Source organism: Flavobacterium sp. (assembly GCF_040379285.1).
In the GTDB taxonomy this organism is placed as follows: Bacteria; Bacteroidota; Bacteroidia; order Flavobacteriales; family Flavobacteriaceae; genus Flavobacterium.
This window is the reverse complement of the sequence record NZ_JBEILJ010000017.1, coordinates 26,391-47,738: the sequence shown is the minus strand read 5'-3', so window position 1 is coordinate 47,738 and position 21,348 is coordinate 26,391. Positions and strand designations below refer to the sequence as shown.

At 37.9% G+C, this 21,348-nt stretch carries 22 protein-coding genes; 10 read left to right on the top strand and 12 right to left on the bottom strand.

Annotated features, from left to right (window positions below):
• Nucleotides 1–951, bottom strand: a 951-nt coding sequence (locus ABWO12_RS05605) for a carboxypeptidase-like regulatory domain-containing protein (RefSeq protein ID WP_353087789.1), incomplete at its 3' end; no start/stop codon positions are given.
• A 251-nt stretch (nucleotides 952–1,202) separates the two neighbouring features.
• Between ABWO12_RS05605 and ABWO12_RS05600 the strand changes: the two genes are divergently transcribed.
• Nucleotides 1,203–2,561 (top strand): OmpA family protein, encoded by a 1,359-nt coding sequence (locus ABWO12_RS05600; RefSeq protein ID WP_353087788.1) that lies wholly within the window; start codon nucleotides 1,203–1,205, stop codon nucleotides 2,559–2,561.
• A gap of 38 nt (nucleotides 2,562–2,599) precedes the next feature.
• Entirely contained in the window at nucleotides 2,600–3,874 is a 1,275-nt protein-coding gene (locus ABWO12_RS05595; RefSeq protein WP_502902914.1) for a nucleotide sugar dehydrogenase, read from the top strand.
• Between the two features lie 135 nt (nucleotides 3,875–4,009).
• Here the strand turns inward: ABWO12_RS05595 and tyrS are convergent, their stop codons facing one another.
• The gene (gene tyrS, locus ABWO12_RS05590) at nucleotides 4,010–5,308 is read right to left on the bottom strand and encodes a tyrosine--tRNA ligase (RefSeq protein WP_353087787.1); all 1,299 of its coding nucleotides are present in this window, start codon (nucleotides 5,306–5,308) and stop codon (nucleotides 4,010–4,012) included.
• A gap of 311 nt (nucleotides 5,309–5,619) precedes the next feature.
• Between tyrS and ABWO12_RS05585 the strand changes: the two genes are divergently transcribed.
• The gene (locus tag ABWO12_RS05585) at nucleotides 5,620–6,630 is read left to right on the top strand and encodes an NAD-dependent epimerase/dehydratase family protein (protein WP_353087786.1); all 1,011 of its coding nucleotides are present in this window, start codon (nucleotides 5,620–5,622) and stop codon (nucleotides 6,628–6,630) included.
• On the opposite strand, the gene ABWO12_RS05580 is transcribed toward ABWO12_RS05585, so the two are convergent.
• The 3 genes from ABWO12_RS05580 to ABWO12_RS05570 are packed head-to-tail and all read right to left on the bottom strand — an operon-like array spanning nucleotide 6,631 to nucleotide 9,083.
• Nucleotides 6,631–7,008, bottom strand: a complete 378-nt coding sequence (locus ABWO12_RS05580) for a DUF4296 domain-containing protein (protein ID WP_353087785.1) — start codon at nucleotides 7,006–7,008, stop codon at nucleotides 6,631–6,633.
• Nucleotides 7,009–7,020: 12 nt separating this feature from the next.
• Nucleotides 7,021–8,355 carry a dihydroorotase gene (locus tag ABWO12_RS05575; RefSeq protein WP_353087784.1) on the bottom strand — a complete coding sequence of 445 codons (1,335 nt, stop codon included), beginning with the start codon at nucleotides 8,353–8,355 and terminating at the stop codon, nucleotides 7,021–7,023.
• Nucleotides 8,356–8,357: 2 nt separating this feature from the next.
• On the bottom strand, nucleotides 8,358–9,083 hold the full coding sequence (locus ABWO12_RS05570) for a polyprenol monophosphomannose synthase (RefSeq protein WP_353087783.1): 726 nt from the start codon (nucleotides 9,081–9,083) through the stop codon (nucleotides 8,358–8,360).
• 96 nt (nucleotides 9,084–9,179) lie between these two features.
• Between ABWO12_RS05570 and ABWO12_RS05565 the strand changes: the two genes are divergently transcribed.
• The gene (locus ABWO12_RS05565) at nucleotides 9,180–9,845 is read left to right on the top strand and encodes a DUF4271 domain-containing protein (protein ID WP_353087782.1); all 666 of its coding nucleotides are present in this window, start codon (nucleotides 9,180–9,182) and stop codon (nucleotides 9,843–9,845) included.
• Between the two features lie 8 nt (nucleotides 9,846–9,853).
• On the top strand, nucleotides 9,854–10,612 hold the full coding sequence (locus ABWO12_RS05560; RefSeq protein WP_073360880.1) for a uroporphyrinogen-III synthase: 759 nt from the start codon (nucleotides 9,854–9,856) through the stop codon (nucleotides 10,610–10,612).
• 127 nt (nucleotides 10,613–10,739) lie between these two features.
• On the opposite strand, the gene pckA is transcribed toward ABWO12_RS05560, so the two are convergent.
• Together pckA and ABWO12_RS05550 are read right to left on the bottom strand one after the other, a co-directional pair.
• Nucleotides 10,740–12,365, bottom strand: coding sequence for a phosphoenolpyruvate carboxykinase (ATP) (gene pckA, locus ABWO12_RS05555; protein ID WP_353087781.1), 1,626 nt, complete (start codon nucleotides 12,363–12,365; stop codon nucleotides 10,740–10,742).
• Nucleotides 12,366–12,447: 82 nt separating this feature from the next.
• Nucleotides 12,448–12,834: a DUF423 domain-containing protein gene (locus ABWO12_RS05550; protein WP_353087780.1), complete on the bottom strand. Its 387-nt coding sequence runs from the start codon at nucleotides 12,832–12,834 to the stop codon at nucleotides 12,448–12,450.
• Nucleotides 12,835–12,951: 117 nt separating this feature from the next.
• Here ABWO12_RS05550 and ABWO12_RS05545 point away from each other — a divergent pair, with 117 nt between their 5' ends.
• The 5 genes from ABWO12_RS05545 to ABWO12_RS05525 all read left to right on the top strand — a co-directional run bounded on the left by ABWO12_RS05545 (nucleotide 12,952) and on the right by ABWO12_RS05525 (nucleotide 16,335).
• The gene (locus ABWO12_RS05545; RefSeq protein WP_353087779.1) at nucleotides 12,952–13,713 is read left to right on the top strand and encodes a DUF3108 domain-containing protein; all 762 of its coding nucleotides are present in this window, start codon (nucleotides 12,952–12,954) and stop codon (nucleotides 13,711–13,713) included.
• A gap of 1 nt (nucleotide 13,714) precedes the next feature.
• Nucleotides 13,715–14,041, top strand: a complete 327-nt coding sequence (locus ABWO12_RS05540) for a hypothetical protein (protein WP_353087778.1) — start codon at nucleotides 13,715–13,717, stop codon at nucleotides 14,039–14,041.
• A 79-nt stretch (nucleotides 14,042–14,120) separates the two neighbouring features.
• Nucleotides 14,121–15,497, top strand: coding sequence for a saccharopine dehydrogenase family protein (locus ABWO12_RS05535; RefSeq protein ID WP_353087777.1), 1,377 nt, complete (start codon nucleotides 14,121–14,123; stop codon nucleotides 15,495–15,497).
• A gap of 83 nt (nucleotides 15,498–15,580) precedes the next feature.
• Nucleotides 15,581–16,051, top strand: coding sequence for an Lrp/AsnC family transcriptional regulator (locus ABWO12_RS05530; RefSeq protein ID WP_073360864.1), 471 nt, complete (start codon nucleotides 15,581–15,583; stop codon nucleotides 16,049–16,051).
• Nucleotides 16,051–16,335, top strand: coding sequence for a hypothetical protein (locus tag ABWO12_RS05525; protein ID WP_353087776.1), 285 nt, complete (start codon nucleotides 16,051–16,053; stop codon nucleotides 16,333–16,335). Before ABWO12_RS05530 ends, ABWO12_RS05525 begins: the two co-directional genes overlap by 1 nt.
• A 115-nt stretch (nucleotides 16,336–16,450) precedes the next feature.
• Here ABWO12_RS05525 and ABWO12_RS05520 read toward each other — a convergent pair whose 3' ends face one another.
• The 5 genes from ABWO12_RS05520 to ABWO12_RS05500 all read right to left on the bottom strand — a co-directional run bounded on the left by ABWO12_RS05520 (nucleotide 16,451) and on the right by ABWO12_RS05500 (nucleotide 21,347).
• Nucleotides 16,451–17,140 (bottom strand): zinc metallopeptidase, encoded by a 690-nt coding sequence (locus ABWO12_RS05520; protein WP_353087775.1) that lies wholly within the window; start codon nucleotides 17,138–17,140, stop codon nucleotides 16,451–16,453.
• Between the two features lie 67 nt (nucleotides 17,141–17,207).
• Nucleotides 17,208–17,879: a hypothetical protein gene (locus ABWO12_RS05515; protein ID WP_353087774.1), complete on the bottom strand. Its 672-nt coding sequence runs from the start codon at nucleotides 17,877–17,879 to the stop codon at nucleotides 17,208–17,210.
• 109 nt (nucleotides 17,880–17,988) lie between these two features.
• Nucleotides 17,989–19,152 (bottom strand): ATP-binding protein, encoded by a 1,164-nt coding sequence (locus ABWO12_RS05510; protein ID WP_353087773.1) that lies wholly within the window; start codon nucleotides 19,150–19,152, stop codon nucleotides 17,989–17,991.
• Nucleotides 19,153–19,453: 301 nt separating this feature from the next.
• Nucleotides 19,454–19,606, bottom strand: a complete 153-nt coding sequence (locus ABWO12_RS05505; RefSeq protein ID WP_353087772.1) for a hypothetical protein — start codon at nucleotides 19,604–19,606, stop codon at nucleotides 19,454–19,456.
• 22 nt (nucleotides 19,607–19,628) lie between these two features.
• On the bottom strand, nucleotides 19,629–21,347 hold the full coding sequence (locus ABWO12_RS05500; protein WP_353087771.1) for an AIPR family protein: 1,719 nt from the start codon (nucleotides 21,345–21,347) through the stop codon (nucleotides 19,629–19,631).
• Nucleotide 21,348: the final 1 nt, after the last annotated feature.

Sequence of the window (21,348 nt, the reverse complement as noted above, 5' to 3'; positions counted from 1 at the left end):
TGCAAATTTTTGCGATTGTATACCCCAATCGTACTCGAAAGTCTTGGCTAATTCAGCCTTCTCTTGAAAAGTAAGTACATTAAAAACCTCGGTACTAGGCAAGGTAGATGGAAATGCTCTCACTCCATTGTCATAACCTAACCAATCTGTACCACTCCCTTCATAGGTTCGTTGTTCTTGAAAAGTAGTAATGGTATTAAAACCACTACCGATTGAAAGCGTCTGAAAATTACGATCTGGAACTGACTTCGTATTTATTTGTACAACCCCTCCCGCAAAATCGGAAGGTAAATCGGGGGTAGCAGTTTTTGTAATAACTAAATTATCCAACAAATTGGAAGGGAAAATATCAAACGAAAACGCTTTTCGATCCGATTCTGAACTGGGTAAAGGTGCTCCATTCAAAAAAGCTACGTTATAACGGTCATTTAGTCCGCGAATCACTACAAACTTATTATCTTGTACACTAGCACCACTAATTCGTTTTAGTACATCTGATGTGGTTCTATCGGGAGTCTTTTTTATCGTTTCGGCCGAAATACCATCCGACACACTAGCATTATTCTTTTGTTGTGTCAAAAGGGATTTTACGGATTCTGCTTTGGCTCTTGTTTTGGTAATGACTACTTCTTCAAGTGTATTCTTTTGCTCCTCTAATGTAACATCTAAATTTGTCACCTCATTGGCAGTAATAACTACTTCACTTACTTGCTTGGGCAAATAACCAATCATTGAAAATTCTACTTCATACACTCCGGGCACTATTCCAGTAATGACAAATTTTCCTTCACCATCTGAAATGGTGCTTTTATTGGCTCCTTTTATTATTACATTAACTCCAACTAAAGTCGTTGCGTTCTTTGCATCGATTAGGGTTCCTTTGAGCGAGCCATTTTGAGCAACGGCCATTGAACAAATAGAGGCAAACAAAAAAGCTAAAATTGTTCTCATATTGAAATTTTAATTGCCCAAAATAAGAACAATAAGAAAAAATAAAAGTTAACTGAAAATTAACATTTTTTGAAGTGTTAAAATAAACATATCTAATTGATTTTGTTTTACTTACAAAACATAAAACAAGTAAAAATCTCTAAAAGTTGCTTTTTTTGTTAACAAAACGTTTCTTATATATTATGTAATTTGTTTCATTTATATCCGTAAGGTTTAACTATTATATTTGTCGCTAAATTCATTTTAAATTCATGAAAACTACCTTCAAATTCTTCTTCTTGTCCTTAATTTTTCAATGGGCATCCGCTCAAGAAAATGCAGCGATGTTAGACAGTATAAATGGAAAAGAAATTGACTCCACTATTTCAAAACTAAATAATTATCGATGGAGATTTGAATTTTCAGTCGGCGAGAGTAAAGGAATTACGCCTTATTCTGAAAATTACTTTTCAACGAATAATAAGAAGAAATTCGGTGTCCTTGACATAAACTCCTACACTATTGGAGCAACATATACCTTAAATAGAACTATCGGTATCCGAGGCACCTTTGCTTTTGATCGCTTTCGAGAAAAGGAAAATAAAAGCAAACCCTTTGAAATCGCTCAGTTTCGTTTAGGAATTGAAGCTATGATAGACTTAAATTCTTTCCTAAAATTTAATAGTGAAGATTCACGTTTTAAATTTATGCTTCATTCAGGTATTGTATTATCAACATTTCAAGAAGTTACATCCGATAAAAACCCTATTTCAGGGAGACGCGAACTCAATGGTGGTGTTGTCTTAGGATTGATGCCTATGTATCGCATCACCAACCAAGGTTTTATTCATTTGGACTTAGTTACAATTCATAACTTTAGACAACATTACACCTGGGATGGTGTGTATTCAAATCCCGATCAGAATTTATATGGACATATGATTAATGTGTCACTTGGTTTCTCCTACTCGTTTGGAAAACAATTAAAATGGAAGTCCGATAACAAAGAAATAGTTGACTTAGAAGCAAAGAATAATGCGTTGCAAAAACGTGTTGAAGACTTGGAAATAAAAATGAATGATGCAGATAAAGATGGTGTTCCTGATTATCTTGATATTGAAAATAATTCAGTCGCTGGTGTAGCCGTTGATACTAGAGGAGTAATGATTGATGTAAATAAAAACGGTGTACCGGACGAATTGGAACGCTATTTAGAAACTAAATATGGAAGTGTAGAACAATCCAAAACGATCGCAAAAAATAATGATTCAGAATCAGCTGAGTTCTTTAAACGATCAATTGATCAAGGATATATCTCGATATTATTTGATATTGACAGTGCAACTCCAAATGCTGTATCCTATGATGGCATCTATTTTGTCTTAAATTATTTGAAACAAAACCCCTCTGCAAATATTACTATTGTTGGTTATGCAGACGCAAAAGGCGACAAAGAATATAACAAACGACTTGCTTTAGCTCGTGCCAACAATGTAAAAGATATATTAGAAAAATCGGGTGTTGAATCAAATCGTATAAACGCAATTTCTGGAGGCATGGATCAAACTGTTGACGTCAATGCTTCTGAAGCCCGAAAACTAGTACGAAGAGTAATTTTTAAAATTAATTAGTCCTAAACATTTAGAAGACTTTTAATCGCATCGATAAAATGAAAATTGTAGTTATTGGTTTAGGTTACGTAGGCCTACCTTTGGGTGTTCTTTTTGCTCAAAAATATAATGTCATTGGATTTGATATTAATAAAAAAAGAATAGCTGAATTAGGTCAGTTCAACGATAAAACGAACGAAGTTACAGCAAATGATTTAAAATACGTAGCAAAACAAAGTTTAGATGCATCACAAGGAATTTTCTTCACGAGTAAAATCGATGATATTCGAAAAGCAGACATTTACATCGTAACTGTTCCAACTCCCGTTGATAAATTTAATAACCCTGATTTTACGCCACTTGTAAAAGCGAGTGAAACTGTGGGTAAAGTAGTAGATAAAGGAGCTATTGTAATTTTTGAATCTACTGTTTATCCTGGTGCTACAGAAGAAATTTGTGTTCCTGTAATTGAAAAAAACAGTACTCTTCATTACAATAAAGACTTTTTCGTAGGGTATTCCCCAGAACGAATAAATCCCGGTGACAAAGTAAATACTCTTGAAAATATTGTTAAGATTACTTCTGGTTCAACACCAGAAACAGCGCTAAAAATTGACAATTTATACAAATCAATAATTTCAGCGGGGACGTTCCCTGTATCAAGCATTAAAGTGGCCGAAGCTTCCAAAGTCATTGAAAATGCGCAAAGAGACATCAATATCGCCTTTGTGAACGAACTAGCTAAAATATTTAATCTCTTGGCTATTGATACCAATGAAGTCCTTGATGCTGCATCGACAAAATGGAACTTTATCAATTTTAGACCCGGAATGGTGGGCGGACATTGTATAGGCGTTGATCCGTATTACTTAGCCCATAAAGCACAAGAACTCGGATATCATCCCGAAATTATTCTCTCAGGTCGACGGATGAATGATAGCATGAGTTCGTACATTGCCTACGAAGTGGTGAAAATTGTTCTAGAAAAAAAGATAAAGGTTAAAAATGCAAGAGTCTTGCTTTTGGGAATAACATTCAAAGAAAACTGTAATGATATTCGAAATACGAAAGTGATTGATCTGTATAAATCATTGATTGAATTTGGATTTATTGTAGATGTATTCGACCCCATTGCCGATAAAATTGAAGTTAAAAAGACGCTCAACATTAATCTCTTGAAGCAAATTCCAAAAAATCAAAAGTATCAGGTCGCAGTTCTAGCCGTAAAGCATGATGAATTCAAAACTTTTGACCCTAATCTCTACTTAAAGAAGAAATCCGTAGTATATGATGTTAAAAGTTATCTATCCTGCGAAGTTGATGGAAAATTATAACTCGATAAAAAGGTTAAATTGAAGGCGATTCAAAGCCTACTCAAAGGTATAGATAAAGTATAAAAAAGGTATGAATGTTAAAATGTAGCCTTTTGAGTTCAATAAATAAAAAAAGGCCCTTTCGGACCTTCGCATTTATTCGATAGTAATCAAGTAATAATTCTTTTTCCCTTTTTGAAGTAATACATATTTACCATGAATTAAATCTTGGGAAGTGATTTTATACTCCTGATTCACTTTGACTTTGTTTAACGAAATGGCATTCTGCTTTAATTCGCGCACCGCTTCACTATTGGAGCTTAAAAAATTGGTTTTTGCGGCTAAAGCACCTACCATATCCAAGCCGTTGTCTGCTAGCGTTGATGCTGGTAAATTGGCTACGGGAATCCCTTCAAACACCTCCAAAAAGGTTTGTTGATCAAGCTGCTTTAGTTCTTCCATCGAGGGACTAAAAAAGGCTGCCGATGCAAATACCGCTTTGTCGTATTCCTCACGGCCATGTACAAATACAGTGACTTCTTCGGCCAATCGTTTTTGCAACACCCGAAGATGAGGCGCTTGTTGGTGCTCTTCAATTAAGGCAGCCACCGTTTCTTGATCTAAGAATGTAAATATTTTGATGTATTTTTCCGCATCTACGTCGGTCGTATTCAACCAAAACTGGTAAAATTTATACACCGATGTTTTATCTGCAGTCAACCATACATTGCCCCCTTCGCTTTTACCAAATTTTGAACCGTCGGCTTTGGTAATTAAAGGACAGGTCATTGCATAGGCTTTGGCATGCTCATCATTCATACGACGCACCAATTCAGTCCCCGTAGTGATATTTCCCCACTGATCAGAGCCACCCATTTGCAACAAACAATGATAATGCTTGTGCAAATAATAAAAATCATACCCTTGAATTAACTGATAGGTAAACTCGGTAAAACTCATTCCAGCGCCCGCTTCACCACTCAGTCTTTTTTTCACCGAATCTTTAGCCATCATATAGTTTACCGTAATTCGTTTCCCCACATCACGGGCAAAAGCGATAAACGAAAAGTCCTTCATCCAATCGTAATTGTTGACCAAAACGGGAGCCGTTGACCCTTCCGCATTAAAGTCCAAAAAACGTGACAACACCCCTTTGATCCCGTCTACATTTTTTTGCAAAGTAGCTTCATCCAATAGGTTACGTTCGTCCGATTTTCCCGAAGGATCACCAATCATTCCTGTCGCACCCCCAACCAAAGCAATGGGTCGATGGCCAAAATTTTTCAAATGAACTAATAAAATGATGGGGACTAAACTTCCAATGTGTAAAGAATCACTGGTAGGGTCAAATCCAATATACACCGATGTAGGCTCTTTCATCAATTGTTCTTCGGTGCCAGGCATCATATCGTGCACCAATCCCCGCCATTGTAATTCGGCTACTAAATTATTCATGGGTAAAAAATTTGCGCAAAGATAGGAGAAAATAATCTTTTTTTCGTGCCCACCTATGTCGGGGATACTTCAAAAAAAAGCTAAAAATTTTAACAAAAACGACACTTTTTGCCTCCCAAAATTCTAAAATGGAACTATATCTTTGAAATTAAGTTCAAACGCTATTTTAATGCCATGAAAAAATTATTTCTAAAAGTATTTGCTGTTTATGCCTTGTTTGCTGTTCTCATCTACTTTATTTTGTGTTTATTTTCTTAAGAAGCCTGATAACTCATAACCTTTTGTGAGGAATTTGATGTACTTTTACACCTATGATTTTGGTCACTGGAGGTACCGGATTAGTGGGCGCTCATCTTTTGTTGTATTTGATACAAGAGGGTGAATCCTCTGTACGGGCCATTTTTCGCGAAGCCAAACAAATCGAAAAAACGCGAAGTCTATTTGCTTGGTACCAAAAAGAGTCTTTGTTTGATCGCATTGACTGGGTGGTGGGTGACATCACTGACATTCCTTCCTTGGAAATCGCTTTTGAAAAGGTAACGCACGTCTATCATTGTGCGGCTCAAATTTCGTTCAATCCCAACGATGAAACGGCGCTTCGGAAAATAAACATCGAAGGCACCGCCAATATTGTCAATTTATGCATCGATAAGAACATTCAAAAACTTTGTCATGTTAGTTCGATTGCCGCGTTGGGTGATCCGTTGCAAAATCAAACAGTTATCGATGAATTAACCGAATGGAATCCTGAGGTGCTTCATAGCGATTATGCCCTTACAAAATATGGCGCCGAAATGGAAGTATGGCGCGGACAACAAGAGGGATTGCAGGTGGTCATTGTCAATCCGGGAATCATTTTGGGTCCATATCCTTCCAATTGGGATGCGCGCAAAGGGAGTGGCAGTTTATTTACTTCTATTAAAAAAGGATTGCCGTTTTACACCCAAGGCTACAGTGCGTATATCAGTGTTCTCGATGTGGTGATTTTGATGAAAAAAATAATGGAAGCACCCATCCACGGGGAACGGTTTGCTTTGGTGGCAGAAAATCGGAGTTTTAAAGACATTCAATTTACAATCGCCGACAAACTTGGGGTAAAACGCCCTGGTTTTGAGGCGCAACCTTGGATGCTTGCCTTGGGGTGGCGCTTGGATAAACTTCTTTCTTTACTAACTGGCCGACCCAGAAAATTATCGCGTCAAAGCGCGGCTTCGTTGTGCAGTGTAAAACAGATATCGAACGAGAAAATTACACACACATTCAATTATACCTTCCAACCAACTGACGCATACATCGACCAAATCATCCAGGCGTTTCGATAATTATTTAACCACACCTCCCACATCAGGCGTTGAAGAGGGCGGTGGTGGTGACGAACCCATATTTCGATTTTGATCCAATCGCTTTCGAACTTCCTCGTACATTTTTTTGTAATCCTTCAAATCCGATGCGTAATACTTGGTATTCTCGGCTAACGTTAGACTGTCAATTTTGTATTTTTCTTTGACAAAGGCGACTGCGGTAGGATAATTAACCTGTGTGGAAAAAGATTGTGAGCGAGCAGCTTCCAAAACCGCCAAATCATACAATATATTAATCATGGTTTCCCGATCCACTTTATTTTTGGGCGGCGGTAAAACATCTTCCTTACAAGAAAAAAACAGTATAGACAACGCGAGAAGAAAAATCCCTTTTTTCATGAAACTACAGGATTAGCGGTTAAACAACAAACGTTTCCCTGCCGGAATTGGGTGCACTGTCCCCTTTTCATAAGCCAATGTTCCGTTCACAAAGGTATGGGTAACTTGGTGGTGAAAAGTCGTGCCTTCCATCGGAGACCAACCGCATTTGTACAGTACATTTTCTTTGGTAACCGTCCAAGAAGCTTTTGGATTTACCAGTACTAAATCGGCGTAATAGCCTTCTCGGATAAAGCCGCGGTCTTCTATTTTGAACAATACCGCTGGATTATGCGCCATTTTTTCAACTACTTTTTTCAAGGAAATTTTCCCTTCCTGTACCGCTTCCAACATCGCAATCAAAGCGTGTTGTACTAAGGGACCTCCCGATGGTGCTTTGGTGTAAACCTGACTTTTCTCTTCTAAGGTATGTGGGGCATGGTCGGTGGCAACCACATCAATACGTCCGTCATTCAAAGCTTCCCACAACGCTTCGCGGTCGGCTGCCGTTTTCACCGCAGGATTCCACTTGATTAAACTCCCACGAGTAGCGTAATCAGCATCAGAAAACCAGAGGTGATGGATACAAACTTCGGCCGTAATTTTTTTCTCTTCCAAAGGCAAGGTATTGTCGAACAAGCCGAGCTCTTTCGCCGTAGAAATATGAAATACATGCAAACGAGCCCCTGTTTTTTTGGCTAAAGCTACTGTTTTGGAGGAGGAAAGATAACAGGCTTCCTCGGTACGAATCAAAGGATGATAGTGAACGGGGATATCTTCGCCAAACTGTTCTTTGTAATGTGCTAAATTGGTTTTCACGGTGGTTTCATCTTCACAATGCACAGCGATCAACAGTGGGGTTGCTTCAAAGATCGCTTCAATAGCTGCCGAACTATCCACCAACATATCGCCTGTGGAGGAGCCCAAAAAGAGTTTCAACCCTGCGACATCCCGCGGATTTGTTTTTAAAATTTCGGCTAAATTATCATTGGTACCGCCCATCATAAAGGAATAATTGGCATACGAACGGCCCAAGGCATTTTGGTATTTTTGAGCCAACAATTCTTGGGTGACCGCATGCGGAACTGTATTGGGCTGATCAATGTAGGATGTAATACCGCCCGCAATAGCCGCCCGACTCTCAGATTCAATATCGCCTTTGTGGGTAAGACCCGGGTCGCGAAAATGCACTTGGTCGTCAATAATTCCCGGCAACAAATAGTGTCCCTCAGCATCGATTACACGAGCATTTCCTGCTGATAATTGGGTTCCAATTTTTACAATACGTTCCCCTTCAATAAGCACATCAGCTACGGTAATTTGCCCTTCATTGACTAGTGTTGCGTTTTTTATGAGCGTTGATTCCATGTTTACAACTGGTTAAATAGTTTTTTTATGCGTAAAGACAAGACCCCAAAAACGGCTTCTTTTATAATTGATCCACTCATTTTGGATTGCCCTTTGGTGCGATCGGTGAAAATTACGGGGACTTCCTTGATGACAAATCGTTTGGCCCATGCACGATACTTCATTTCAATTTGAAACGCATACCCTACAAACTTGATCGCATGAAGGGGAATAGTTTCAAGCACCTTACGCCGATAACATACATATCCGGCCGTGGTGTCCATGATTTTCATCCCTGTAATTAAACGCACGTAGACCGAAGCAAAATAGGAAAGAAGCACGCGACTTAAGGGCCAATTGACGACATTCACACCCGTAACATACCGTGATCCCACCGCGATATCGGCTCCGTCAACAGCACAAGCCTCCCACAAACGAGGTAAATCCTCTGGATTGTGTGAAAAGTCGGCATCCATTTCAAAAATAAACGCATACTGATGATGTAATGCCCATTGAAAACCGTGAACATAGGCCGTACCTAAACCTGCTTTTTTGGTACGAACTTCCAAAAACAATTGTGTTGAAAATTCACGTTGTAATTCCCGAACTTTTTCCGCAGTTCCGTCGGGAGAATTGTCGTCTACAATCAGTACGTGAAAAGGCATGGAGAGCGCAAAAACCGCACGAATAATGGCTTCAATATTCTCGATTTCATTATAGGTGGGAATGATGATAATACGTTGCTCCATGAAGTGATATTTTTGCAAAAATAGTCAAAATTAAATCCCATAACGCTAATAATTTCATAATACAAAAGGGTAAAAAAATCATTACTTTTGTAACCCATGATAGCCTGCGAATTTCAACCCCGTATAGTCTCACCCTACGATTGGGCAACCCTCATTTTTGTGGTTGCGCTGGGCTTGGTTGTCATTGCACGAACAGCTTTTGAAAGTCGGTTCAATGACTATATTCGCCTTTTGGTATCGGACAAATACACCAAAATATACCGCGAAAGCTCGCATTTGTGGAGTGGATTTAATATATTGTTGTTTGTAGTCAATTTAATTTCCCTCTCCTTTTTTATTCAAATCGTTTTGGCGCACAATGGATGGGGCGATAAAACAGACTGGCTTTTATTCATTCGCGTGTTTACGGGATTGTTTGTTTTCATCCTTTCCAAGTTTTTGATCGAAAAAGTTATCGCGGTTACTTTTAATGTAGAAGAACTTATTGACGAATTTAATTTACAGAAAGTTAACTTCAGAACCTATATCGGACTGCTACTTTTCCCTATATCGATGATTTTGTTTTATGGAGATTTCACAACAAATGCGCTAATTTCTATAATAATTATCACTATTCTCGTTATAAATATATTAACTTATCTGTTTTCTTTAAAGAATCATCAAAATATTATAACAGGAAAGTTGTTTTATTTTATTTTGTATCTTTGCGCACTTGAAATAGCGCCCTATTATTTCATATATTATTTGATTACCAAAAATTAGAGCAAACGATGTCTAGTCTAAAAGTGAGAACCATTTTGGTATCCCAACCCGAACCAAAAGTTGAGAATTCACCTTATCACGATTTGATGCAAAAGCATAAAGTGAAAGTTGATTTTCGCTCTTTTATTCATGTTGAAGGTGTGAGTGCAAAAGATGTCCGAGCTCAGAAAATTGATCTCAGTCAGTTTACCGCTATCATTTTAACCAGCAAAAATGCCGTGGATCATTTTTTCCGCGTGGCTGAAGAAATGCGGTATAAAGTCCCTGAAGACTTACGTTATTTTTGCCAATCGGAAGCCATTGCGTATTACTTACAGAAGTACGTGGTGTATCGCAAACGTAAAATCTATGTGGGTCAAAAAGACTTTGCTGATATGTCTTCGCTATTCAAAAAATATAAAGACGAAAAGTTTTTATTGCCTTCATCCGATCAATTGAATGCCGATATCCCTCAAACGCTCAACAATTTGAAAATTGATTGGACAGCGGGAACGTTTTACAAAACCGTGATGAGTGATTTATCGGATTTGGCCGATGTTTACTATGATATCTTAGCGTTTTTCAGTCCTACAGGGATTAAATCGCTATTCAAAAATTTCCCTGATTTCAAGCAAAACAACACTCGTATTGCGGTTTTCGGAAGCACAACGCAAAAAGAGGCTTTGGAACACGGGTTACGTATCGATATTCTGGCGCCAACTCCCGACACTCCTTCCATGACTATGGCGCTTGAAAAATATGTCGCTGAAGTCAATAAAGGAAAATAATCCCATTAAATTATATACCCTACCATCCCAAACGCACTTGTGTTTGGGATTTTTTTTGCCCATAAAAAAAGCCCAACACGTTACTGTTGGACTTTTTCGTCGGTTAGTTTAGTTTGTTTGTTTTTATTTACAATTGTGGTCCCGCCATTACTAATCGCGTGCCCTCTTCATTATCGGTGTATTGCACAAAGTTTTTGATGAATCGGCCGGCTAAATCCTCAGCTTTCGTTTCCCAATCTTGAGCATCTGTATACGTATCGCGCGGATCTAAAATGGCAGCGTTAACATCATGAAGCGCAGTTGGCACTTCAAAATTGAAAATCGGAATCATTTTAGTAGGTGTATTTTCAATCGAACCATCTAAGATCGCGTCAATTATAGCACGGGTATCTTTGATAGAAATTCGTTTCCCTGAACCGTTCCAACCCGTATTAACCATATACGCAGTGGCTTTGTGCGCATCCATTTTTTTGACCAACTCTTCCCCATATTTGGTAGGATGAAGGGTTAGGAATGCTTTACCAAAACAAGCCGAGAAAGTGGGTTCAGGCTGGGTTACACCGCGCTCTGTACCGGCTAATTTTGCTGTAAATCCCGACAAGAAATAGTACTTCGTCTGTTCGGGTGTTAACTTGGAAACCGGCGGCATGACCCCAAAGGCATCGGCGGTTAAAAAGATAACCTTTGTAGCGTGACCCGCTTTGGATACTGGCTTAACGATATTATGAATATGGTAAATTGGATACGATACTCGGGTGTTTTGGGTAACCGAACCGTCTTTAAAATCAATAACGCCTTGAGCATCTAACGTGACATTTTCAAGAAGTGCATCACGCTTGATAGCACCAAAAATATCGGGTTCGTTTTCTTTACTTAAGTCGATCGTTTTGGCATAACAACCGCCTTCAAAGTTGAAGACTCCTTCGTCGTCCCAGCCGTGCTCGTCATCACCAATTAATTCCCGCTTCGGGTCGGTGGACAAGGTCGTTTTTCCTGTGCCCGATAACCCAAAGAATACAGCTACATCGCCGTCAGCTCCTTTGTTGGCCGAACAATGCATCGATGCCATTCCCTGCAAAGGCAGGTAATAATTCATCATGGCAAACATGCCTTTTTTCATTTCACCTCCATACCAAGTACCTCCAATGAGTTGCATTTTCTCGGTAAGATTAAAAGCAATATAAACCTCTGAGTTCAACCCATGAGAGGCATAATCTTTAAATGAGGTCTTGGAACCGTTCATCACCACAAAATCAGGTTCACCAAACTGATCGAGCTCCTTTTCCGTAGGACGAATGAACATATTTTTGACAAAATGCGCTTGCCAAGCCACCTCCATAATGAAGCGAACTTTCAAACGGGTATTTTCGTTGGCACCACAAAACGCATCGACAACAAACAATCGTTTCCCTGACAATTGTTTTACGGTAGTTTCTTTCAGAGCATCCCAAGTTGCTGGAGAAATCGGTTTGTTATCGTTGGCCGCTTTATCTGAATTCCACCAAATCGTATTTTCGGTGACGGCATCCTTTACAATATACTTATCTTTTGGGGAGCGTCCTGTAAATTCTCCCGTCATCACATTAACCGCCCCTAACTCCGATACTTGACCGCGCTCGTACCCAGAAAGCTCCGAACTTAATTCTTCGTTATACAATTGTTCATAGCTAGGATTATAGACAATTTCTTGAACATTTGTAATCCCATATCTTTCCAACGAAATCGATTTCGTAGTTGGGGTGTAGTTATCCATAGATAATGCGTTTGTTGTGTTAACTTTAATTAGACGACAAAGGTAAAAATTAATTATTACAACGTTATAGTTGAGTGAAATTTTATGCTTTTTTCTTTAAAAAGGAAAACATAAGCACACCCCAAGCCACCGCAAAACAAAGTCCTCCAACCGGTGTGATTGGACCTAAAATCTTTAACTCCAAACCGGTTAAACTCTTAGTAGCCAGTAAATAAATAGAACCCGAGAACAAAATAATTCCAAAGACAATTAATCGGAACAAAAGGGTTCGCATCGTTGAAGTCAAATGGGAATTCAAACCCACAAAAAGCAAAAACAAAGCATGATACATTTGGTATTTTACCCCCGTTTCAAAGGTCACCAATGCCTCATCAGAAAGTACCGCTTTTAAACCATGGGCACCAAAAGCCCCTAATAGGATGCCCGTCATTCCGAAAAACCCCGCAGCAGAAAGTATTTTTTTATCCATATCGCTAACAATATTTTACAAAAATACCGGTTATCTCTCCGATTACCAATTGGATTTTGACTTTTCTTTCACGCAAAACGGTGTAAGAAGTTTTATATTTGCAAACAATTTTTAATTATGAAAAAAATAATATTGTTGCCCTTATTTTTATTGTTCCTTGTATCCTTTAAAGCGGATGAGGGAAATGGAATTGATGCGGGTGAAAAATTGGTCTATGCCGGTTCGTACAATATGAGCGGACTCATGACGCATATCGCACAAGTGACGATGAGTACCGAAAACGTGAATACGTCCAAAAATCAATACTTACATTTGAGCTGTGAGTTGTCTACCTTTAGTAAATGGGACAAATTCTTTAAAATACGTGATCTTTATGAAACGTATGTAACTCCTGGTAGTCTAAAACCCAATTTGTACAAACGCAGTATTGATGAAGGTGGATATACCAAAAAAGAAAAATACGTATTCAAAGGAAATCAGGTTACAAGTACCGTTCAAAAACGCAAGCGTCCTGAAACTACGCGCACCTTTAGTATAGGCGCAAATACCGTCGATGCTATTACGCTGTTGTACAAATTACGTACGGTTGATTTTTCAAAAATGAAATCGGGACAAACCAAATCGTTTACCATTGTTTTTGATGAAAAAGAGATTCCTGTTACATTGAAGTTTATGGGAACGGAATCTATAGCCGCTGGAAATTTAGGCACAAAACCGTGCTACAAATTATCTATTGGCGCCAAAACCAATGCCCTTCGCGGAAAAGATAAAAACCTCATTTGGTTAACTGCCGATGCGCATAAAGTTCCCGCTTTAATGAAATTTAGTATTCCCGTGGGCACAGGCGAATTAAAACTAACTTCAGCAACGGGTCTTTAATATGAGAAAAGTCTTCATGGTATTGGCTTATGTATTTACGGTATTGAGTTTACTCTTATCGATTTTGCCGCTAGATACGTTGGCCTTTGTCGCTATCCTTCCCGCGCTTTTGTGCATCAGTTTGGCCTTTTGGAAATCGGCACCCTCAGAACGAAAATGGCCAAAACGGTTGTTTATTGTGACCTACATTTGTGCTTTGGGCGTGTTGGGGAAAACCTTTTTAATCGAGGAAACCGTTGAAAAAGATGCGGCGTTTGAACAACAGAAAGTGGAAGCCAAACAAGAAGCCCGAAAAGAGTTGGAAGACTTAGAAAACGAGCTTGAATAATTGAAGTCTGGATTTACGCAGACTTTTTTGTTTTAACCGTGTGGCTTTTTATACATTTGTCGCACAACAAACCAACGTCATGAGAAACGTACTCATCATCGGAGCTGGGCGCTCTGCCTCGTCTTTAATCAACTATTTATTGGAGAAATCCCAATCGCAACAACTTCATCTCACTATAGGCGATTTATCCTTAGAATTAGCGCAACGCAAAACCCGAAACCATCCCAATGCAACTGCCATCCAATTGGATATTCAAAATACAGCACAGCGTCAATCGGAAGTAGCCAAAGCAGACATTGTGATTTCGATGTTGCCCGCTCATATGCATATAGAAGTCGCCAAAGACTGTATTCATTTTAAAAAACACATGGTAACAGCTTCGTATATATCGGAGGCGATGCAAGCGTTGGACGAAGAGGCCAAAGCACATCATTTGGTTTTTATGAATGAAATTGGTTTAGATCCCGGGATTGACCATATGAGTGCGATGCAAGTTATTGATGTCATACGTGAACAAGGCGGTGAAATGTTGCTGTTTGAATCGTTTTGTGGCGGACTGGTGGCTCCTGAATCCGATACGAATTTGTGGAATTATAAATTCACTTGGGCGCCTCGCAATGTGGTCTTGGCAGGCCAAGGTGGAGCCGCAAAATTTATTCAAGAAGGAAAATACAAGTACATTCCCTACCATCGTTTGTTCCGACGCACGGAGTTTTTACACGTCGAAGGCTATGGCAAATTTGAAGCCTATGCCAATCGGGATTCTTTGAAATACCGCAGTGTCTATGGTTTGGATGATGTACTCACGCTATACCGCGGCACCATCCGACGAGTGGGGTATTCGCGCGCTTGGAATATGTTTGTGCAACTCGGAATGACGGATGACACCTATGTGATGGAAAACTCCGAACACATGAGTTACCGCGATTATATAAATTCCTTCCTCCCCTATCATCCTACGGATTCGGTAGAGATCAAAATGCGTTTGCAATTGGGCATCGAGCAAGATGATGTGATTTGGGAAAAACTCATTGAACTGGATTTATTTAATGGAGATAAAAAAATTGGACTCAAAAACGCTACCCCGGCTCAGATTCTAGAGCACATTCTTACCCAAAAATGGACGTTAGCCCCCCATGATAAAGACATGATTGTGATGTATCATAAATTTGGCTACCGTTTGAATGGGAAAGAAGAACAAATTGATTCCAAGATGGTCTGTATCGGTGACGATCAAACCTATACCGCAATGGCCAAAACAGTAGGCTTACCGGTGGCTATGGCGACTTTGCATATTTTAAATGGAAAAATAACCACTCCTGGCGTACAACTACCGATTCGAAAAGAAGTCTATGAACCGATTTTGGCCGAATTGGAGGAGTATGGCGTCGTGTTTAAAGAAACTAAGTTGCCGTACATTGGCTACAATCCCGATAAAATTATAGGCACATCATAACAAATGTTAAAACATAAGCTTTAAGGTGTTTTCGTGATAAATATAAAATTGTAATTTCTATTTTTGCTGTATATTTTTTTACAATGAAGGCAAATCAGTTACAAATTGAAATTGACGGCATCGACAAAGAGATTTTACGCCATTTGATGGAAGATGCGCGTAAACCGATACTGCAAATTGCAAACAGCATAGGAATTTCGGGGGCAGCGATTCACCAACGATTAAAAAAATTGGAAGAAGCGCAGGTAATTTCGGGTTCCAAATTCATACTCAATACCAAAGTTTTGGGATACCGTACCATGGCCTTCGTGGGCATTTATTTGGACAAAGCCTCGAGCAACTCCGAAGCGGTGCGGGAACTGCGGAAAATTCCAGAAGTGTTGGAATGCCACTATACTACAGGAAATTGGAGTATTTTGGTAAAAATCATTTGCAAAGACAACGAACATTTGATGCAATTGCTCAATAAAAAAATCCAACCTATTGAAGGGGTTTCACGTACGGAAACGTTTATCTCCTTGGAACAACAAATCGAACGACAAATTCAACTCTGATGCGCAACAAATTCTCCAAAGAAAATATTGCTTTAGGTTTTTACATCCTCTACTTTTTAGCGGCAGGGATTTGCTACGAACTTTTCCCGGGCGATGCGGAAAATCCCAATATGGGCATCGCGTTGATGTATTTGTTTATCCCTATTAGCTTGGTTTATTTTATGAATCATCTTATTCGGCAATTTTTTGGTAAAAAAAATTATGCTAAATGCTTGTTGATTCACGGCGTTGCATGGGTTGCTTTGTTTATTCTTTTGTTTTTGTTTTCCACAGGTAAAAAATAAAAATCCGTGAAGCTTTGACCCCACGGATTTCATTCGCTTATTTCAAATTGACACATCGCCATATCGGCTAATTGACTCATTGGCACACCTACCTAACGGCAGGCAGGTTGACTCATTATTCACGCTCCCGACTCCCCATAAAAATAGACACGTAATACAATAACGTGGCAATCGATCCAATAGCCGCTACCAAATACGTACGTGCTGCCCATTTCAAAGCATCTTCCGATCCAGCATACTCCGCTTGATTGACTATGCGTTTGTCACGCAACCAAGCCAAGGCACGGTGACTAGCATCGTATTCAACAGGCAAGGTAATGATGGAGAAAAGCGTTGTGGCAGCAAACAACACAATACCCACTAACAACAAAGAGGGGAATGCTTTAATCAACAAAATCCCTGCGAGTAATATCCATTGCACAATATTGGAGGCAAAAGACACTACAGGCACGAGTTGTGAACGCATCGTGAGCCATTTGTAGCCGATTGCGTGTTGCACCGCATGGCCACATTCGTGGGCGGCTACGGCGGCTGCGGCAGCATTTCGTTGATGGTACACGCCTTCACTTAAATTCACCGTTTTATCGACGGGATTGTAGTGATCGGTCAACATCCCGGGCGTAGAAATCACTTTTACATCGTAAATACCGTGATCGTGCAACATTTGTTCGGCGATTTCTCGTCCGCTCATACCGTTGTTTAAATGCAATTTGGAGTAGTGTTCAAACTTACTTTTCAAACGACTACTGACCAACCAACTGGCTCCCATGATAAGGAGGGCCAAAATCATATAACCTGATCCCATTTTTTCTTAAATTTTAATCTATTCACCTCAAATTCAAGACCAAAATTGAAACGCTGACAAAGTGGCATTACAGAAAGGCAATTCCAAACACGAAGCGGTTGTTTCCGTTTTCTTGAATGTTGTTGGAAATGCTACCGTATTCAGAGCGGTATTTTCCTCGGGTTAAGGCCAACTCGTAGCCGGCATTGATTCGGATTTTGAACGAGGATTTTTTAAACAAGTACAACATAACATTGGGGCCGGCATACAACATACTATTGTCCAAATTGACATGACCACTGTTGAGTGCGGGATCCAATACATTTAAATCGGTGCTGTTGTTATTGTTGTAAATGTCGTAGCGGTTGGTTTGATAGGCCAAAGACAATCCCCCTGCAAAAGTAACTTTGGGTTTGTGAATCAAATTGTAGTGAAAACGGGCACGCGTATTAAAACCTAAGTATTTGAGGGTATTGTTCCCTTTTTTGTTTTCCAAAAAGGACGTCCCAAACTCAATATCTCCTGAGTACTTTTCACCCAAAATATTCAAACCAAACGTCAGCTCTGGCGCTACATCGCGCATCTCGGGTAAATTCCCAGCTCTTAATTTTTGATTCAAATTCAACGACTGATTTGCATTAAACGAAACACCAATGTAAAAGTCCATATCGGGTTTCTTTTTGATAGAATCTTTAGCTACTTCCTGCGCGTTTGCAAATAGGGAAACTACCATCCCTAAAACGAGTAAAATTTTTTTCATATGATTGATTTTTTATAAAATTAAGCGACAATTCCCAACCTGATTTTGAATTTAACGTTTTGTTTAAAAAAAATCTGTGAAGCCGCGTCAACTCCGACTCCTATCGCAATTATACCTGATCCACAAAAGTCTTCCAGCTTTTTGCCGTTCCCAAAGAACGCTCTTGAGTGAAAAGTCCCGTATGAATAACTGTTTTACTAGCAATTGGTGCTGATTGTTTCGCCTCAAAATAGCTAAGTCCTTTAAACATATCATTCATAATGGTCTCAGTTGCCTTGATTTCAACCAAATGTAAAGCCTCTGAGTTTTGCCAAATTAAATCTACTTCATGTCCCACAGCATCCCGCCAGAACCAAAAATCGTTCAGTAAATGGTGATGATAATTATGTTTTAAAAATTCATTAATCACATAATTTTCAAACAAACTACCTTTAAATGGGCTTGTTTTTACTTGAGAAGCCTCATTAATGCGAAGCAAAAAACACAACAAACCCGTATCATAGAAATAGAGCTTTGAACTTTTAGTTACCCGTTTATTCAAATTAGCATGAAAGGGTTGCAATTGATACACTATATAACTGCTTTCTAGTACTGAAATCCATGACTTTGCGGTAGGTTGCGATATCCCGCATTCATTGGCAAGGGAATTCAAATTAAGTAATTGTCCAACCCGTGCCGCGCACAAAGTGATAAAATTTCTGAATTGTTTTAAATCTTTCACCCGAACCACTTCCGACAAATCGCGTTCTACGTAGGTTTGCACATAATTGGAAAAAAAAGATTTACTCGGAATATCACGATCATACAAAGCGGGATAAAACCCCCTTTGCAAGTTGACTGAATAATCCTCACTAAGCCAATTGGCCGAACTCATTTCTTGCAAATCAAATGGCAATAACTTGAAAAGCGCTACACGACCTGCAAGGCTTTGTGTGATGTTTTGCAGTAAGTGAAAATTTTGCGAACCCGATAAAATATACTGACCCATTAGCTTATCCTCATCTACTTTTGTTTGTAAATAGGAAAATAACTCAGGAACACGCTGAACCTCATCGAATATAACATATCGATTGTATAGCTTTAAAAAACCATTCGGGTCCTCAAGAGCAAACTTTCGAACGTCTATGTTCTCTAAATTTACATATTGATATGAAGGGAACTGTCCTCTTAAAAAAGTAGTTTTTCCTGATTGTCTCGGCCCTGTTACCGCTACGATTGGATATTTTGTAAGAAAGGTATCTATTGCGCTTTTGCTATTTCTAATTACACTCATTATCCACCAATTTGAGTAGCAAATGTACAATCTATTTTGAAAATAAAACAGTTTTGCTTTGAAAATGCATTATTATGTATTTTGAAAATGCACAATATTTAATGGCGCTTATATGTTCATCGTTAACACCTTGATATTGTCAGAACAAAAAAATCGAAAGTAAAAATTTGAATCAAAACAGTAGCGAATTAACCCCTTAACAACGACAAGCCTTTTGTAAGGCAATCCGGTTGCCCAATTACGCAACTGCAGGCAGGTTGCCACATTGACTCATCGACTCATTGGCTCATCGGCACATTGATTACCCCACCAAGTTGATAATTTTCCCGGGGACAATAATCACTTTATTTGGCGTACGCCCTTGCAATTGCTGTTGTGTACGTTCATCAGCCATGACGATTGCTTCGATTTCGGCAACCGATAAATCCAACGGTAATTTGATCGTAAAACGCATTTTTAATTAAATAAATAGTTCATTAGTCTTCTAAAAGATTTATTTTTTCATTATATTCAATTCTACATAAAGGCTTTTTAAAATAACTTGCAATTGAAAAAGGCTTTCCTTGTGCGTTATATTTTTCTCTTTCGGCATTTAAGATTTCTAAAATTCTATTATTTACTAATTCATATTCTGTTTCAAAATCTTTAGTAATTGCTTTGCTTTTAATTTCATTATATATTCCATAAGCTATTAATTCATCTGCATGAGGCAAATGAACATATTCTGAATATTTTGGGTTATTTAAATTCAATTTCTTTTTAATCTGAATAAAATCATAAATATAGTATGATTGTAATAATTGAATATAGATTACAGAATCTTTATTTCCGTTAAATAATTGATGTAGTGGATGATGCGTTATTTTACTTGCATCATATATATCTTCTAAAACGGTTGAAATACTGTTTTTTGCTATTTCAGGCTTTCCATTATAAGTTGCATACCAAAATTTTAAAACTATCTCATTTGGTACTGATTTATTTAACCAAATATTACTTTGATTAAAAATTTCTCCTCTTTTAACTAAATAATTAATATCATTATTTCTAAAAAGTTCCTTTGTTATAGAGTTAAAATCCTCATTTGAAATTTTATCTTTAAAATTTATAGGCGTTTGAGTATTTGTAGCATCAGTAATTAAATCAACTAAATCTTTTTCCGATGACTCATAGATTCTTATGTTAACAAATACATCTTTTAATTTTTCAGAATCTTTTTTATAAAAATCATAAATGACTCTTGATGTTTGTAAACCATTTACGATTAATGGATTTTTCACTTGAACAATATATTTACTAACTTGAGTATTTGCAGGAATATTAAGTTTTTCACATATTAAAGTTAATCCATTGTTTAAAAAAGGAAAGTAATATTTTTGATTAGGATCATTTAAAGTACCTAGCATTTTTTGATTTGCTTTAGGTTTAAAGCCTAAAAATCCTCTTATATTTTCAGAGTAAAGAGTATCTAAACTTCCGTTAATACTTTCTTCTTTAAATATTAACTCACATAATTCAGTTGCTTGAATTCTAAAATTTAAAGCTTTTACATTATTAATTACATAGGAATATAAAGCTTGATTATCACCTTTTACAACATTAGAATTTTCTGGATTAAAAGTAAAATCAATATCTTTTCTTCTACTACTTGATTCAATTATTCTTACAACTTTATCATATAGTATTTCTGAATCAATTATTTCAAAAACATTTTCTTGATGATAAAAATTAGTTAATTGTTCGTTTGAAGTTTGACTGTCAATTCTACTACCGTTGTACAAAAAGTATAATTGATGTTTTATAATATATCCTTTTCTCGTAAGATCTTTATATTCATCTATTTTAGAGGAAAGATCTTTTGAGTTTGGCAAAACCTTACCTTTAATAAATAATTCTTCAAAATTATCTTTGAATTTATCTAATTTTCCTTGTTCAAGTTTTTTAGAGTTTTTACATTGAAAAACATACATTGTACATTGTAATCCATTTTCTTCAAAATATACACCATCAATACCTCCATCTTGACTCGAGCTTTTATTGCTTTCTGGATTTAAAATTATAATTTCATTATACACTTCATCAAAAGATTTATCCAAAACTACGGCAATAGAAAATATTTCAAAAGCATCATCAACATTGATATTAAATTGTTTAGAAATTCTTTCTAAATAACCCTGAATAAATAAATCTTTCATA

Coding starts and splice junctions, on each gene's coding strand:
- ABWO12_RS05530 (WP_073360864.1), top strand. CDS start 15,581: ATGAAGGCAAATCAGTTACAAATTGAAATTGACGGCATCGACAAAGAG.
- ABWO12_RS05580 (WP_353087785.1), bottom strand. CDS start 7,008: ATGAAAAAAGGGATTTTTCTTCTCGCGTTGTCTATACTGTTTTTTTCT.
- ABWO12_RS05570 (WP_353087783.1), bottom strand. CDS start 9,083: ATGGAGCAACGTATTATCATCATTCCCACCTATAATGAAATCGAGAAT.
- ABWO12_RS05600 (WP_353087788.1), top strand. CDS start 1,203: ATGAAAACTACCTTCAAATTCTTCTTCTTGTCCTTAATTTTTCAATGG.
- ABWO12_RS05510 (WP_353087773.1), bottom strand. CDS start 19,152: ATGAGTGTAATTAGAAATAGCAAAAGCGCAATAGATACCTTTCTTACA.
- ABWO12_RS05545 (WP_353087779.1), top strand. CDS start 12,952: ATGAAAAAAATAATATTGTTGCCCTTATTTTTATTGTTCCTTGTATCC.
- tyrS (WP_353087787.1), bottom strand. CDS start 5,308: ATGAATAATTTAGTAGCCGAATTACAATGGCGGGGATTGGTGCACGAT.
- ABWO12_RS05575 (WP_353087784.1), bottom strand. CDS start 8,355: ATGGAATCAACGCTCATAAAAAACGCAACACTAGTCAATGAAGGGCAA.
- pckA (WP_353087781.1), bottom strand. CDS start 12,365: ATGGATAACTACACCCCAACTACGAAATCGATTTCGTTGGAAAGATAT.
- ABWO12_RS05515 (WP_353087774.1), bottom strand. CDS start 17,879: ATGAAAAAAATTTTACTCGTTTTAGGGATGGTAGTTTCCCTATTTGCA.
- ABWO12_RS05595 (WP_502902914.1), top strand. CDS start 2,600: ATGAAAATTGTAGTTATTGGTTTAGGTTACGTAGGCCTACCTTTGGGT.
- ABWO12_RS05505 (WP_353087772.1), bottom strand. CDS start 19,606: ATGCGTTTTACGATCAAATTACCGTTGGATTTATCGGTTGCCGAAATC.
- ABWO12_RS05560 (WP_073360880.1), top strand. CDS start 9,854: ATGTCTAGTCTAAAAGTGAGAACCATTTTGGTATCCCAACCCGAACCA.
- ABWO12_RS05550 (WP_353087780.1), bottom strand. CDS start 12,834: ATGGATAAAAAAATACTTTCTGCTGCGGGGTTTTTCGGAATGACGGGC.
- ABWO12_RS05525 (WP_353087776.1), top strand. CDS start 16,051: ATGCGCAACAAATTCTCCAAAGAAAATATTGCTTTAGGTTTTTACATC.
- ABWO12_RS05585 (WP_353087786.1), top strand. CDS start 5,620: ATGATTTTGGTCACTGGAGGTACCGGATTAGTGGGCGCTCATCTTTTG.
- ABWO12_RS05500 (WP_353087771.1), bottom strand. CDS start 21,347: ATGAAAGATTTATTTATTCAGGGTTATTTAGAAAGAATTTCTAAACAA.
- ABWO12_RS05520 (WP_353087775.1), bottom strand. CDS start 17,140: ATGGGATCAGGTTATATGATTTTGGCCCTCCTTATCATGGGAGCCAGT.
- ABWO12_RS05565 (WP_353087782.1), top strand. CDS start 9,180: ATGATAGCCTGCGAATTTCAACCCCGTATAGTCTCACCCTACGATTGG.
- ABWO12_RS05535 (WP_353087777.1), top strand. CDS start 14,121: ATGAGAAACGTACTCATCATCGGAGCTGGGCGCTCTGCCTCGTCTTTA.
- ABWO12_RS05540 (WP_353087778.1), top strand. CDS start 13,715: ATGAGAAAAGTCTTCATGGTATTGGCTTATGTATTTACGGTATTGAGT.